Source organism: Acidovorax sp. SRB_24 (assembly GCF_012931925.1).
Genome location: NZ_MWOM01000009.1, coordinates 85,405 through 99,536, shown reverse-complemented (window position 1 = coordinate 99,536; position 14,132 = coordinate 85,405). Strand labels below are relative to the sequence as shown.

Sequence of the window (14,132 nt, the reverse complement as noted above, 5' to 3'; positions counted from 1 at the left end):
TCTGCGGTCCATACAGCGAAGCAAAGAAAAGTACCTCGCCCGCCGGGGCGAGACCCGGCCTCCACCCTCAGCAAAACGCACACCGCTAATCCACAAATCACCAACCAAAATAAGCGCCAAATCAGCCTCTAGCCCTTATCCACAAAGCGCAAGCAGCTATCAAAAAAAGCAAAGAACATGAAAAACCGCCCCGAAGGGCGGCGGCATGCACCGGGCCAGCGCGCGCCTCAGGGCTTCACGTAGTCCGAGACCACCTTCCAGCGCCCATCCTGGATCTGCGAGAGGCGGCTGAGGTTGTTGCCCAGGCGCTTTTGCGGGCCGAAGGTACCCTCGGCGCTGCCGAAGATGTCGGGCGGGATGACCATGGTGTCCATGGCCTTGATGAAGCTGTCGGTGTTCAGATTGGGGCCGGCCTTTTGCGCCGCGCGGATGAAGGCATCGATCAGCGTGTAGCCATAGACCGAGAACACCGTCGGGTCTTCATTGAATTTGGTCTGGTACTTGTTGGCCCAGAAGCGCAGGGGCTGCGAGGCCTCGTCCAGGTAGGGGTTCTGCACCGTCATGGTGGCGTAGAGGCCGTCCATGGGCTTGCCGCCGAGCTTGTGGATCAGGTCGGTGTAGGCCGCGCTCGAACCCAGGAACGTGGGGTTGAAGCCGGTCTTGCGCGCCTCGCCGATGGTGCCGATGGTCTCGCGGATGATGGTGCCCAGGATCACGAAGTCGCAGCCGGCGGCCTTCATCTTGGCGACCTGCGACGAGAAGTCGGTGGCGCCGCGCTTGAACGAGGTCTTCTCGGCGTACTCCATGCCGAGCGTCTTGAGCGCCGCCTCGCCGCCGCGCAGCACCTCCAGGCCGAATTCGTCGTCCTGGTAGATGGTGCAGACCTTCTTGGCGTTCTTTTCCTTGATGAGGTGCGGCGCCGACAGGCGGATCTGGTCGTAGTAGGTGGCGGCAAACGAGTACTTGAGGCGGTTGAACGGCTCGTACATCTCGCGCGCGGCCGTGACCGGGAAGAAGTTGATGACGTTCTTGGAGAACTGCACCGGCATGGCGGCCATGTTCTGCGCCGTGCCCAGGTGGCCCACCATCATGAAGATCTTGTCCTGGTTGACCAACTTTTGCGCGGCCAGCACGGCGCGTTTGGGGTCGTAGCCCGAGTCTTCCACCAACAGCTTGATCTTGCGGCCGTTCACGCCGCCCTGTTCGTTGGCCTCGTCCACGCGCAGCGTCATGCCCAGACGGATCTGCTTGCCAAAACCCGCCAGCGGCCCCGACAGGTCCTGGATCGAGCCGAGCGTGATCGTGTCCTTGGTCACGCCCTGCGAGGTCTGGGCCTGGGCCGGGGCAGCGGTGGCCGCTGCGGCGGCGGCCAGCGCCAGGGCGGCAATGTGGTGGCGTTTCATGGCAATATCTCCTGCGGTTGAAGAATCGTTACAAGGCGCTGGCGCTCCCCGGCCCTGCGCGTTTTTGCGGAGGGGCGGCGCCGTCAGCGGTACATCGCATCCACCTGCTCGGCGTACTTTTGCTGCACCAGCCGGCGCTTGAGCTTCATGGTCGGCGTCAGCTCCTCGTCCTCGGCCGAGAGCTGGGTGTCGAGCAAGAAGAATTTCTTGATCTGCTCGACCCGCGCGAACTGGGCATTGACGCGGTCGATCTCGGCCTGGATCAGCGCCTGCACCTCGGGCGTGCGCGTGAGGCTGGCGTAGTTGGAAAACGGCACGTCGTGGTCCTGCGCGTACTTCTCGACGTTCTCGTGGTCGACCATGACGATGGCCGTGAGGTAGGGGCGCGCGTCGCCAATGACCACCGCGTCGGTGATGTAGGGGCTGAACTTGAGCGCGTTTTCGAGCTCGCTCGGCGTGATGTTCTTGCCGCCGGCCGTGATGATGATGTCCTTCATGCGGTCGACGATGCGGAAAAAGCCATCGGCGTCCTGCGTGCCCACGTCGCCCGTGTGCAGCCAGCCTTCCGGGTCGATGGTTTCGGCGGTTTTCTCGGGCAGGTTCAGGTAGCCCTTGAACACATTCGGGCCGCGCACCAGGATCTCGCCCGTGTCCAGGGCGAGGCGCACCTCGTTGAAGCTGGCCGCCGGACCGATCGAGCCGGGCTTGATGCGGCTGGCCGGCACGCCGGTGGCGGCGCCGCAGGTCTCGGTCATGCCCCAGACTTCGAGCATGGGCACGCCCAGCGCCAGGTACCACTGGACCAGCTCGGGCGAGATCGGGGCCGCGCCCGTCACCAGAAAGCGCGCGCGGTGGATGCCGATGAGCTTGCGCACGTTGTCGAGCACCAGCCGGCGCGCCAGCCAGAACTGCGCCTTCAGGCCCGCGCCCACGGCCTCGCCCGCCAGCACGTGCTCGGCAATGCGCGTGCCCACGCCCATCGCCCAGCGGTAGGCGGCCTGCTGCAGCGGGGTCGACTCCTTGAGCGCGATCATCACGCCGGAGTAGAACTTCTCCCACACGCGCGGCACGGCGGTGACGATGGTGGGCGCGATCTCGCGCACGTTCTCGGGCACGGTGTCGGGGTTCTCGACGAAGTTGAGCTTGCAGCCGGTGTAGAGCGAGAAATATTCGCCGCCCATGCGCTCGGCAATGTGGCACAGCGGCAGAAAGCACATGGCCTCGTCCTGGTCGCTGCGCGCGATCAGCGTGTTGTAGCCGCGCACGGTGTAGACCAGTCCGGCGTGCGTGTGCATCGCGCCCTTGGGCTTGCCCGTGGTGCCCGAGGTGTAGACGAGGATGGCCAGGTCGTGCGGCTGGCAGGCGTCGGAGCGGCGCATCAGCTCGCCCGGGTGCGCCTGATTCCAGTCGCGGCCCAGCGCGCGCAGCGCATCGAGCGACAGCACGCCGGGGTCGCCGAGGCTGTGCAGGCCCTTCATGTCGAACACGATGATCTTGCGCAGCAGCGGCAGCTGCGCGCGCACGGCCAGCGCCTTGTCGAGCTGCTCGTCGTTTTCGACCAGCAGCACGGTGGTGCGCGAGTCCGCGCACAGATAGTGAACCTGGCTGGCGGCGTCGGTGGGGTAGATGCCGTTGGAGACACCGCCGCAGGCCAGCACCGCCAGGTCGGCCAGCACCCATTCGATGACGGTGTTGGACTGGATGGACGCGCATTCGCCCGGCGCGAAGCCGAGCGCGCACAGGCCGCCGGCGATCTCGCGCACCGCCTCGGCCGTCTGGTCCCAGGTCCAGCTGCGCCAGATGCCGAGTTTCTTCTGCCGCATCCACACCTGCGGGCCGCGCTGCTGCACGCCGGCCCAGAACAGCGCCGGCAGGGTCTCGCCCGGCAGCACGCTCGCGTGCATCGGCTGGATGTGCGACAGGTCCCAGAGGTTAGACATGGGCCTCCTGGAGTGTGGGGGGCGGCGCGGCGCGGCGGGCGGGGAGCGGCATGGGGCTACCTCCAGTTCTTCTTTTTCTTCCAGCGCCGCTCGCCGCGCACGCCGGCGTCCTTCATGCCCAGGTAGAACTCCTTGATGTCGTCCTTCTCGCGCAGCACGTCGCAGGCGCCTTCCATCACCACGCGGCCGTTTTCGAGCACGTAGCCGTAGTCGGCGGCGTTGAGCGCCATGTTGGCGTTCTGCTCGACCAGCAGCATGGTCGTGCCGTGCTCGCGGTTGATGCGCACGACGATCTCGAAGATCTCCTTGGTGAGCTTGGGGGACAGGCCCAGGCTGGGCTCGTCGAGCAGGATCAGCCGCGGTGCGGCCATGAGCGCGCGCGAGATCGCCAGCATCTGCTGCTGCCCGCCCGAGAGCAGGCCGGCGTCCTGCGCGGCGCGCTCTTGGAGGATCGGGAAGTAGCCGTAGACGCGCTCGAGGTCGCGCGCCACGGCGTCGCGGTCGCTGCGCGTGTAGGCGCCCATCAGCAGGTTCTCGCGCACCGAGAGCAGGGCAAACGCCTCGCGCCCCTCGGGCACATGCACGAGGCCGCGGCGCACGATGGCGGCGGGGTCGTGCGCAGTGATGTCGGCGCCCTCGAATTCAATGTTGCCCTTGCGCGGGTCGATGATGCCGGAGATGGTTTTCAGGATGGTCGTCTTGCCCGCTCCGTTGCTGCCCAGCACGGCGGCGATCTCGCTCGGCTGCACCTGCAGGCTCACGCCGCGGATGGCCTTGATCGGGCCGTAGGCGCTCTCGACGTTCTGCAGCCGCAGCAGCGGCGGCGCGGGCTGGCCCGGCACCGGCGCGGCGGCGGCGCGGGCCAGGCGCACGGAGGGCAGCGCGGCGCGGTTCATGGCGCGCTCCGGAGGGGGGCCGTGCCGGGCGGGCGGCGCAGGCTGCTGACGTCGTCGATGCTGCCCAGGTAGGCCTCGGCCACGCGCGGGTGCGCCTGCACCTCTTGCGGCGTGCCCAGCGCCACCACCTCGCCTTGGTTCATGGCCAGCACGCGGTCGGAGACGCGCGAGACCAGGGCCATGTCGTGCTCGACCATCAGCACCGTGATGCCCAGGTCCTGGCGGATGTCCTGGATCCAGAACGCCATGTCGTCGGTCTCCTCGGTGTTCAGGCCCGACGAGGGCTCGTCGAGCAGCAGCAGTTCGGGCTCGGTGCACAGCGCGCGCGCCAGCTCGACCACCTTGCGCACGCCGTAGGGCAGGCCCGCCACCAGCGTGTCGCGGTGGTGCTGCAGGTCGAGGAATTCGATCACCTCCTCGGCCTTGGTGCGCGCGCGGATTTCGGCGGCGCGCACGCGCGGCGTGAACAGCAGGTCGGACCAGAGGCCGGTTTCGCGGCGCCGGTGGCGGCCGATCAGCAGGTTGTGCAGCACGCTCGCGTGCTCGAACAGCTCGATGTTCTGGAAGGTGCGCGCAATGCCCAGGCCGGCGATGCGGTGCGGCGGCTGCTGGGTCAGCGCCACGGCGCCGCCCGCGCCGGCGTAGACCATGCTGCCGCTGGTGGGCGTGTAGAGGCGGCTGATAAGGTTGAACACCGTGGTCTTGCCGGCGCCGTTGGGGCCGATGAGCGTGAAGACCTCGCCGCGGCGCACGTCAAAGCTGACGTCGTTGACCGCCAGCACGCCGCCAAAGCGCACGCTGAGGCCTTGGGCGCTGAGCAGGATGTCGTCGGTCATGGTGGAAACGGTGCCGGTCATTTCAGTTGTCCATAGCGCTGCGCGCCGCCCACAGCCCATGAAACTGGAGCGGCCCCAGCCAGTGCCCCGGCGCAAGGGCCGCCCCGCCGCGCTGGGGGCGTCCCCCTCCCGCATCGCGCAGCGAGGCGAGAGAGGGGGAAGGCGCGAAGCGACTCAGGGGGGGCTTCATCTCAGTCTGTCCGATTTCTGGAACGACTTCTGGCGCTTGAACAGGCCCTGGCGGTAGAACGGGAACACCTGCAGCCAGGTGCGCACCTTGAGCCAGCGGCCATACAGCCCCATGGGCTCGAACAGCACAAAGGCCACGAGCACGGCGCCATAGACCACGCCCTGCAGGCCCGGCGCCTGACCCACGGCGGCGGGCAGCCAGTCCTTGCCGAGCGCAATCGCCTGCGGCATGGCGATCAGGAAAAGCGCGCCCAAAAAAGCCCCATGCACGGAGCCAAGCCCGCCGATCACGATCATCAGCAGCAGGTCGATGGACTGCAGGATGCTGAACTGGTCGGGCGAGATGAACTGCAGCTTGTGCGCATACAGCGCCCCGCCCAGGCCGGCCAGTGCGGCGGACAGCGCAAACGACAGCGTCTTGTAGCGTGCCAAGTGGATGCCCATGCTCTGCGCCGAAATCTCGGAGTCGCGGATCGCGACAAAGGCGCGCCCGGTGGGCGAGCGCAGCAGGTTCAGGATGCCGAGCGTGCAGGCGATGGCCAGCACCAGGCACAGCAGGTAGAACGAGGCGGTCGATTCAAGCGTCCAGCCCAGCAGCGCGGGCGGCGCCACGTGTATGCCGGCGTTGCCGCCGGTCACGCTCTCCCAGCGGGCAAAGCCTTCCTCGACGATGAAGCCGAACGCCAGCGTCGCCATGCCCAGGTAGATGCCCTTGACGCGCAGCGCCGGCAGCCCCACCACCACGCCCACGGCCGCCGACAGCCCCGCCGCGCAGGCCAGCGCCAGCACAAACGGCCAGCCCATGCCGGTCAGCACCGCCTGCGTGTACGCCCCGACGCCCAGAAAGGCCGCGTGCCCGAGCGAGAACTGCCCGGTGAACCCCGCCAGCAGCATCAGCCCGAGCCCGACGATGGCGTAGATGAGCACGAAGCTCAGCTGCGCAAGCCAGTACTCAGGCATCCAGAGCGGCGCGCTGGCGAGCAGCACGAGCAGCAGCCCATACCAGAAGGTGTAGCCGCTGTGCTTGGCCAGGCGCAGGTCCTGCGCATAGGTGGTCTTGAAGAGGAAACGCATTTCAGCGGCCGTGCCCGGTGGGGAAGGGTGTCATGTCGTCAGACTTTCTTGCGCAGCGCGCCGCCGAACAGGCCGTTGGGCCGCACCATCAGCATGAGCAGCACGACGAGGTAGGCGGCGATGTCCTTGAAGCCATCGGGCAGGTAGAAGCCCGACAGCGATTCGACGGTGCCGATCACCAGGCCGCCGACGATGGCGCCCGGCAGGCTCGCGAAGCCGCCCACCACGGCGGCCGGAAAGGCCTTGAGCCCGATGAGCCCCATGTTGGCGTGCACGAAGGTGATGGGGGCCAGCAGCAGGCCGGCCACCGCCGCGACGGCCGCCGCCAGCGCCCAGACCAGGCCGTTCAGGCGCTGCACCGGAATGCCCATGTAGTAGGCCGCGAGCTGGTTTTGCGCCGCCGCCTGCATGGCCACGCCCAGGCGGCTGTAGCGGAACAGCGCAAACAGCAGCGCGCAGAGCACGGCGGTGGCGCCGATCACCACCAGCTGCTCGGCGCTCAGCACCAGCCCGGCCAGATTGAACGACTGGTCTTTGTAGGGCACGGGCAGCGCGTGCGTCTCGGTGCCGATGCCGGGGATCATGGTGACCAGGCCGCGCAGCACGTAGCCAATGCCAATCGTCAGCATGACAATGGAAAACGCCGGCTGGCCCAGGATGGGGCGCACGATGAAGCGCTCCAGCGCCGCACCAAACACCCCCATGGCGGCAATGCTGGCCAGCACCGCCACCCAGAACGGAAAGCCCATCAGCGTCATCAGTGCCAGGCCGCAGAAGGCGCCCAGCATCATGAGTTCGCCCTGCGCAAAGCTCACGGTTTCGGTGGCCTTGTAGATCAGCACGAAGCCCAATGCAATCAGTCCGTAGATGCATCCCTGGGAAATGCCGCTGACCAACAATTGCACGAGTTGCACGCAGAACTCCTAGAATTTACGAAGCGTCTGCTTCGCACAATTAATGATGGTGGCATGCCACGCCCGCCGCACTTGGTGCTAACCCTGGCCGCCGCAGGCGGGCGGTGACGGCCCCGGAAATTGAACCAAAACACGCGCTTTCGCTTGCGGGGTATGCGCAAGCAGCTATTTATTCAGGAGCAACCGGTTGCGCCGCAGACCGGCTTCGCCTCCGCCATGCAGGAACACCTCGATGCCCTTCACCCCCACTGCACCCCCCGCGTTCGAGGACGAATTCGTGGCGGGCCTGAAAAGCGTCTTTGAGGAAAAGATCCCGTTCAACCAGTTGATCGGCCTCCAGATCGGGGAGCTGTGCGCCCAGTACGTCACGGCGCGCATCGACATGCGGCCAGAGCTGGTGGGCCACTTCGTTCACCAGCGGCTGCACGGCGGCGTGATCAGCGCTGGGCTCGACGCCATGGGCGGCCTGGCGGTGATGGCCGCCATCGGCGCGCGGCACATGGACGAGGCGCCCGCGCAGCGCCTGCAGCGCTTTGGCAAGCTGGGCACCATCGACCTGCGCGTCGACTATTTGCGCCCCGGCATCGGCAGCCATTTCGGGCTGCGCGCCGAGGTGCTGCGCCTGGGCTCGCGCGTGGCCAGCACGCGCATGGAGTTCATGGGGCCGGACGGCGTGCTCATGTCCACGGCGGCAGCGGCGTATATCGTCTCCTGAGCGCCGGCATTCTGTGCGCTTCTGCAAATCGTGCAAGCGCATGCAACCAACGAGCGATTTGGTTACCAATCTTTCCTAATGCCGGTAAATTTTCTGCGGGGGTCTTCCTACCATCGTCCTTTTTCAAGGAGATCCGATGGCTGTGCAGAACCCCTTTTTTGGCAAGCGTGAACCCGAGCCCTTCCAGCCCCGCCACAGCACGGTCATGCCCAGCGGTCTGAGCAGTGCGGCGCCCAGCGCCGCTGCTGCAGCGGTGCCCGCCAGCGCCAAGGCGCCGGCCGAGAGCGGGGGCAGCAAGCTCACCGTGGGCCCCAACATCAAGCTCAAGGGCGTCGAGATCACCGATTGCGACACCCTGGTGGTCGAGGGCATGGTCGAGGCCACGATGGATTCGCGCGTCATCCAGATCGCCGAGCAGGGGGCCTTCCGCGGCTCCGCCGAGATCGACATCGCCGAGATTCATGGCGAATTCAACGGCACGCTCACCGTGCGCCAGAAGCTGGTGATCTTCAGCACCGGCCGGGTCAGCGGCAAGATCCGCTACGGCAAGCTGGTGGTCGAAGAGGGCGGCCAGCTCTCGGGCGAGATCGAGGTCGGTGTTGTGGGCAGCGGCAGCGCGAACGCCCGCCCCGCCAGCCCGCGTCCCGCCGATGTGGCGGCCGCCGTGGCCGCCTGAAGACGCTGCGAGGCGGCCACCGTCCTTTGCGCATCGGTTGCACGACGGACGGGATGCAGCCTTCCAGGCCGCACCCGCCACCGAGGCCCCAAGCATGGGGCCTTTTTTGATTTATAAAAAGCAATCGATTGCTTCAATGAATCGGCTCTGCTATCTTTTCGGCCATGCCGAAAAAAAGCCGAACTCTCCCATTGCCCCCGGCGGGTGCCGCCCCTGTTGCCGCGGCCGATGCCTCGCCCGTGCCCCGGACCCGGCCGGCCCGCGGGCCCCGCGCCGGCGCCCTGGCGGCACCCGAAGCCGCGCCCGCGCGCCCGCGGGGCCGCCCGCGCAAGACCGACTCCGACCTCGATGAAGGCAACCGCCGCCGCTTGGTGATCGAAGGCGCGGCGCGGCTGTTCCGCACCCAGGGGTTCGACGCCACCAGCACGCGCGACATTGCCGCCGCCGCCGGCATGCGCAGCGGCTCGCCCTTCTACCACTTCGAAAGCAAGAATGCGCTGCTCTGCGTGGTGATGCAGGAGGGCATGGCGCAGGCCACGCACAGCCAGCAGGCGGCCCTGCAACGCCTGCCGGCCGGTGCCTCGGCACGCGAGCGCTTGCGCGCGCTGGTGCGCAACCACTTCGAGGTGCTGCTGGGCCCGAACGCCGATTTCATCCCGGTGATGCTGTACGAGTGGCGCTCGCTCAACGACGGGCAGCGCCAGGACATCGACCTGGTCAAGGACGCCTACGAGGACGAATGGATGCCGGTGCTGCAGGCGCTGCACGCCGAAGGCAGCCTCAAGGCCAATCCGGCCACGGCGCGGCTGTTCATTTTTGGCGCGCTGAACTGGTCGGTGCAGTGGTTCAATGCGCGCGGTGCGCTGTCGATCGACGGCCTGACCGAGCAGGCCCTGGCGCTGTTCATCGGAGACGCATGATGGACCACGGGGGTGTGGGGACGCGCTGCCCCCGGATGCGCAGGGCAACAAGGGGGAGCCATGACGCCTTTTGAGTCCCGCTGGAATCCCGAGGCACCGGTCGCGCAGCAGCGCCGGGCCGCCATGCTCGAGCGCTTGGACGCGCTGCGCGCGCTCGAGCGCCGCGCGGCCGACGCCTCGGCTCGGTCGCTGCCGGTGTTCGAGCGGCGCGGCCAGCTGCTGCCGCGCCAGCGCGTGGCCCTGCTGCTCGATGCGGGGGCGCCGTGGCTGCCGCTGGCGCCGCTGGCGGGCTACCTGCACGATGTCAAAGACCCCGACATATCCGTGCCCGGCGGCGGCGTGGTCGCGGGCATTGGCTGGGTGTCCGGCGTGCGCTGCATAGTCGTGGCGAGCGACTCGGGCATCGAGGCGGGCGCGATCCAGCCGCTCGGGCTGGAGAAGATCCTGCGCCTGCAGGACATCGCGCTCGAGAACAAGCTGCCCTTCCTGCACCTGGTCGAGAGCGCCGGCGCCAACCTCATGCGCTACCGCGTCGAGGGCTTCGTGCACGGCGGCGCCCTGTTCCGCAACCTCGCGCGCCTGTCGGCGGCGGGCATTCCGGTCATCACCGTGCAGCACGGCTCGGGCACGGCGGGCGGCGCTTACATGCCGGGCCTGTCGGACGTGGTGATCCTGGTGGCGGGCCGCTCGCGCGCCTTCCTGGCCGGCCCGCCGCTGCTCCAGGCCGCGACGGGCGAGATCGCCACCGAAGAAGAGCTGGGCGGTGCGCTGATGCACGCCACCATTTCGGGCCTGGGCGAATACCTGGCGCAGGACGACCGCGAGGCCATCGGCATGGCGCGCGGCGTGGTCGCGCGCCTGGGCTGGCGGTCCGCGCTGCCTGCCGCGGAGAACGTTGCCGCGCCGACGCTCGCCGGCGATGACCTGCTGGGCCTGGTGGCCGACGACCTGCGCCAGCCCGTGGACATGCGCGAGGTGATGGCGCGCCTGGTCGATGGCTCGCAGCTGCTCGAATTCAAGGCCCTGTACGGCGCCGCCACGGTGTGCGCGCAGGGGGCCATCGGCGGCCACGCGGTCGGCCTGATCAGCAACAACGGCGCTATCGACGTGGCCGGCGCCAACAAGGCCACGCACTTCATCCAGTGGATGTGCCAGCGCGGCCAGCCGCTGATTTACCTGCAGAACACCACGGGCTACATGGTCGGCAAGGACAGCGAGCAGGGCGGCATGATCAAGCATGGCAGCAAGATGATCCAGGCCGTGACCTGCGCCACCGTGCCGCAGATCACGATCCAGTGCGGCGCGAGCTTCGGCGCCGGCAACTACGGCATGTGCGGGCGCGGCTATGCGCCGCGCTTCCTGTTCAGCTGGCCGAGCGCGCGCACCGCTGTCATGGGCGCCGAGCAGGCCGCGCGCACCATGCAGACCGTGGCCGAGGCGGCGCTGGCGCGCAAGGGCCTGGCGCCCGATCCCGAAAAATCCCGGGCGCAGTACGAGCGCATCGTGCAGATGTTCGAGGCCCAGGCTGATGTGGCCACCACCAGCGGTCTGCTGCTCGACGATGGCGTGATCGACCCGCGCGACACCCGCGGCGTGCTGCGCCAGTGCCTCGATATGTGCGCCGACGCGGCCGCGCGCACGCTGCGGCCCGCGCAGTTTGGTGTGGCGCGCATGTAGCCACTTCGTCAACCCTCGGAGACCCGCCATGCAGCTCACGCACGAACACCGCGAGATCCAGAACACCCTGCAGCGCTTCATCGCGCAGGAGATCAATCCCCATGTCGACGCATGGGAAGCGGCGGAGATCTTCCCGGCGCACGCGGTCTTCAAGAAACTCGGCGACCTGGGCCTGCTGGGCCTGTGCAAGCCCGAGGAATATGGCGGCGCCGGGCTCGACTATTCGTACGGTCTGGCCATGGCCGAGGCGCTGGGCCACATCCACTGCGGCGGCGTGCCGATGGCGATCGGCGTGCAGACCGACATGTGCACGCCCGCGCTGGCGCGCTTTGGCAGCGACGAGCTGCGCCGCGAGTTCCTGGCGCCGGCGATCGCGGGCGACACGGTGGGCTGCATCGGCGTGAGCGAGCCGGGCGCGGGCAGCGACGTGTCGGCCATCCAGAGCGTGGCGCGCAAGGACGGGGGCGACTACGTCATCAGCGGCCAGAAGATGTGGATCACCAACAGCCTGCAGGCCGACTGGATGTGCATGCTGGTCAACACCAGCGACGGCCCGGCGCACAAGAACAAGAGCCTGGTCATGGTGCCCCTGCGCGACGGGCCGGGCGGCAAGCTGACCAAGGGCATTGAGATCGCACAGAAGATCCGCAAGATCGGCATGCACAGCAGCGACACCGGCCTGCTCTATTTCGACGCGGTGCGCGTGCCGCAGCGCAACCTGATCGGCCAGGAAGGCCAGGGCTTCGTCTACCAGATGCAGCAGTTCCAGGAGGAGCGCCTGTGGGCGGCCGTGAGCAGCCTGGTGGCGATGGAGCAGTGCATCCACGACACCATCGACTGGGCGCAGGGCCGCAAGATGTTCGGCGCCACGCTGGCCGACCAGCAATGGGTGCAGTTCAAGCTGGCCGAGCTGCAGACCGAGATCGAGGCGCTGCGCGCGCTGGCTTGGCATGCCTGCGAACTGTATCTGCAGGGCCAGGACGTGCTGCAGCTGGCCAGCATGGCCAAGCTCAAGGCCGGGCGCCTGAACCGCACCGTGGCCGACACCTGCCTGCAGTTCTGGGGCGGCATGGGTTTCACCTGGGAGAACCGCGTGGCGCGCCTGTTCCGCGACGGCCGCCTGGGCTCGATCGGCGGCGGCGCCGACGAGGTGATGATGGGCATCATCGCCAAGACCATGGGCATCGCCAAGCGGCGCGTCGTTTAGGGAACGGCGCATGCAAAGAATCCTCATCGCCAACCGCGGCGAGATCGCGCGCCGCGTCATCCGCACTGCGCACGCCATGGGCATAGCGACCGTGGCCGTCTACTCCGAACCCGACGCGCAGGCACTGCATGTGCGCGAGGCCACGCAGGCCTTTGCGCTCGGCGGCAGCAAGGCGGCCGAGAGCTACCTGCGCGCCGACCGCCTGCTCGAAGCCGCGCGCGCCACCGGCGCCGATGCCGTCCACCCCGGCTATGGCTTTTTGAGCGAAGACGCGGGCTTTGCCCAGGCCGTGCAGGACGCCGGTCTGTGCTGGATCGGCCCGCCGCCCGCCGCCATCCGCGCGCTCGGCAGCAAGGCCGCCGCCAAGGCGCTGGCCATGGCGCAGGGCGTGCCCTGCCTGCCCGGCTACGCGGGCGCGGACCAGAGCGAGGCGCGGTTCATCGACGAGGCAGCGCGCGTTGGCTACCCGGTCATGGTCAAGGCCGTGGCGGGCGGCGGCGGGCGCGGCATGCGGCGCGTCACCGAGGCCGCGCAGCTGCCGGGCGCGCTCGCCAGCGCGCGCTCCGAGGCGCTGGCCGGCTTTGGCAATGGCGAGCTGCTGATCGAGCGCGCGCTGCTGCACCCGCGCCATGTCGAGGTGCAGGTGTTTGCCGATGCACACGGCCACGTGGTCCACCTGGGCGAGCGCGACTGCTCGGTGCAGCGGCGCCACCAGAAGCTCATCGAAGAGTCGCCGAGCCCGGCCGTGGATGCCGCGCTGCGCGAGCGCATGGGCCAATGTGCGGCGGCGCTGGCCCGGGGCGCCGGCTACGTCGGCGCGGGCACGGTGGAGTTCCTGCTGGAGGGAAACGATTTCTATCTGATGGAGATGAACACGCGGCTGCAGGTTGAGCACCCGGTGACCGAGGCGCTCACGGGCCTCGACCTGGTCGAGTGGCAGATCCGCGTGGCGCGCGGCGAGCCGCTGGCGCTGGCGCAGCACGAAATGCGGCTACAGGGCCACGCCATCGAGGTGCGCCTGTGCGCCGAGGACGACCACTTCGCGCCGCACACTGGCCGCGTGCAGCACTTCGCGGCGCCTGCCGCCAGTGCCTTTGCCGTGGCACCACTGCGCAGCGGCGGCCGGACCACGCTGCGCTTCGACCATGCCATCGAGCCCGGCCTCGAAGTCACGCCGCACTACGACGCGCTGCTCGGCAAGCTGATCGTGCACGCGGCCACGCGCGAAGCCGCCACCGAGGCGCTGGTGCAGGCGCTGGGGCAGCTGGAGCTGCTCGGCCTGCCCACCAACCGCGCGTTTCTGGCCGAATGCCTGCAGCACCCGCAGTTCCGAGCCGGCCGGGCGCCGATTTCCTTTTTGGACAGCGAGGCCGGTGCGCTGCGCGATGTGCTATTGAAAAAAGAGCTGCTGGCGCACAGCCAGTATGGTCTGGCGGCGGTTTTGGCACCACACACTGCCGACCAGGGCCTGCCCTGTCCGTTTCCGCGCCCGGTGCGTCTGCGCCACCGCGCCACCACCACGGCGCTGGCGGTGCAGGCGCTGGGCGCGGGCCGCTGGCAGGTCCAGCCCGCGGGCAGCGGCACGCCAGCCGCGGCGCCGCTGCAGTTCACCGGGCTGACCGACGGCGCCGTGCAGTGCCAGCAGGGCGGCGTCGTGCAGCGCGTGCGCGTGGTCCCCGTGGGCG

General features: G+C 68.5%; 12 protein-coding genes. 6 read left to right on the top strand and 6 right to left on the bottom strand.

The window, feature by feature from the left end; translation table 11 throughout:
* Nucleotides 1–227 precede the first annotated feature (227 nt).
* The 6 genes from B2J89_RS05145 to B2J89_RS05120 all read right to left on the bottom strand — a co-directional run bounded on the left by B2J89_RS05145 (nucleotide 228) and on the right by B2J89_RS05120 (nucleotide 7,252).
* Nucleotides 228–1,403 (bottom strand): ABC transporter substrate-binding protein, encoded by a 1,176-nt coding sequence (locus B2J89_RS05145; protein WP_169168151.1) that lies wholly within the window; start codon nucleotides 1,401–1,403, stop codon nucleotides 228–230.
* 83 nt (nucleotides 1,404–1,486) lie between these two features.
* Complete coding sequence (locus B2J89_RS05140) at nucleotides 1,487–3,343, bottom strand: long-chain fatty acid--CoA ligase (protein WP_169168150.1); 1,857 nt, start codon at nucleotides 3,341–3,343, stop codon at nucleotides 1,487–1,489.
* 56 nt (nucleotides 3,344–3,399) lie between these two features.
* Nucleotides 3,400–4,239, bottom strand: coding sequence for an ABC transporter ATP-binding protein (locus tag B2J89_RS05135; RefSeq protein ID WP_240964738.1), 840 nt, complete (start codon nucleotides 4,237–4,239; stop codon nucleotides 3,400–3,402).
* On the bottom strand, nucleotides 4,236–5,075 hold the full coding sequence (locus tag B2J89_RS05130) for an ABC transporter ATP-binding protein (RefSeq protein ID WP_169168160.1): 840 nt from the start codon (nucleotides 5,073–5,075) through the stop codon (nucleotides 4,236–4,238). Before B2J89_RS05130 ends, B2J89_RS05135 begins: the two co-directional genes overlap by 4 nt.
* A 186-nt stretch (nucleotides 5,076–5,261) precedes the next feature.
* Entirely contained in the window at nucleotides 5,262–6,338 is a 1,077-nt protein-coding gene (locus B2J89_RS05125; protein ID WP_169168149.1) for a branched-chain amino acid ABC transporter permease, read from the bottom strand.
* Between the two features lie 38 nt (nucleotides 6,339–6,376).
* Nucleotides 6,377–7,252 carry a branched-chain amino acid ABC transporter permease gene (locus B2J89_RS05120; RefSeq protein WP_169168148.1) on the bottom strand — a complete coding sequence of 292 codons (876 nt, stop codon included), beginning with the start codon at nucleotides 7,250–7,252 and terminating at the stop codon, nucleotides 6,377–6,379.
* Nucleotides 7,253–7,484: 232 nt separating this feature from the next.
* On the opposite strand from B2J89_RS05120, the gene B2J89_RS05115 reads away from it, so the two are divergent.
* The 6 genes from B2J89_RS05115 to B2J89_RS05090 form a co-directional block, all read left to right on the top strand.
* Nucleotides 7,485–7,967 carry a thioesterase family protein gene (locus tag B2J89_RS05115; RefSeq protein ID WP_169168147.1) on the top strand — a complete coding sequence of 161 codons (483 nt, stop codon included), beginning with the start codon at nucleotides 7,485–7,487 and terminating at the stop codon, nucleotides 7,965–7,967.
* Nucleotides 7,968–8,103: 136 nt separating this feature from the next.
* Nucleotides 8,104–8,643: a polymer-forming cytoskeletal protein gene (locus tag B2J89_RS05110; RefSeq protein WP_169168146.1), complete on the top strand. Its 540-nt coding sequence runs from the start codon at nucleotides 8,104–8,106 to the stop codon at nucleotides 8,641–8,643.
* Between the two features lie 164 nt (nucleotides 8,644–8,807).
* The gene (locus B2J89_RS05105) at nucleotides 8,808–9,563 is read left to right on the top strand and encodes a TetR/AcrR family transcriptional regulator (protein ID WP_169168145.1); all 756 of its coding nucleotides are present in this window, start codon (nucleotides 8,808–8,810) and stop codon (nucleotides 9,561–9,563) included.
* Nucleotides 9,564–9,623: 60 nt separating this feature from the next.
* Complete coding sequence (locus tag B2J89_RS05100; protein ID WP_169168144.1) at nucleotides 9,624–11,240, top strand: acyl-CoA carboxylase subunit beta; 1,617 nt, start codon at nucleotides 9,624–9,626, stop codon at nucleotides 11,238–11,240.
* 28 nt (nucleotides 11,241–11,268) lie between these two features.
* Nucleotides 11,269–12,447 carry an acyl-CoA dehydrogenase family protein gene (locus tag B2J89_RS05095; RefSeq protein WP_169168143.1) on the top strand — a complete coding sequence of 393 codons (1,179 nt, stop codon included), beginning with the start codon at nucleotides 11,269–11,271 and terminating at the stop codon, nucleotides 12,445–12,447.
* Between the two features lie 10 nt (nucleotides 12,448–12,457).
* Nucleotides 12,458–14,132: acetyl/propionyl/methylcrotonyl-CoA carboxylase subunit alpha (locus tag B2J89_RS05090; RefSeq protein ID WP_169168142.1), on the top strand; the 1,675-nt coding region annotated here is incomplete at its 3' end.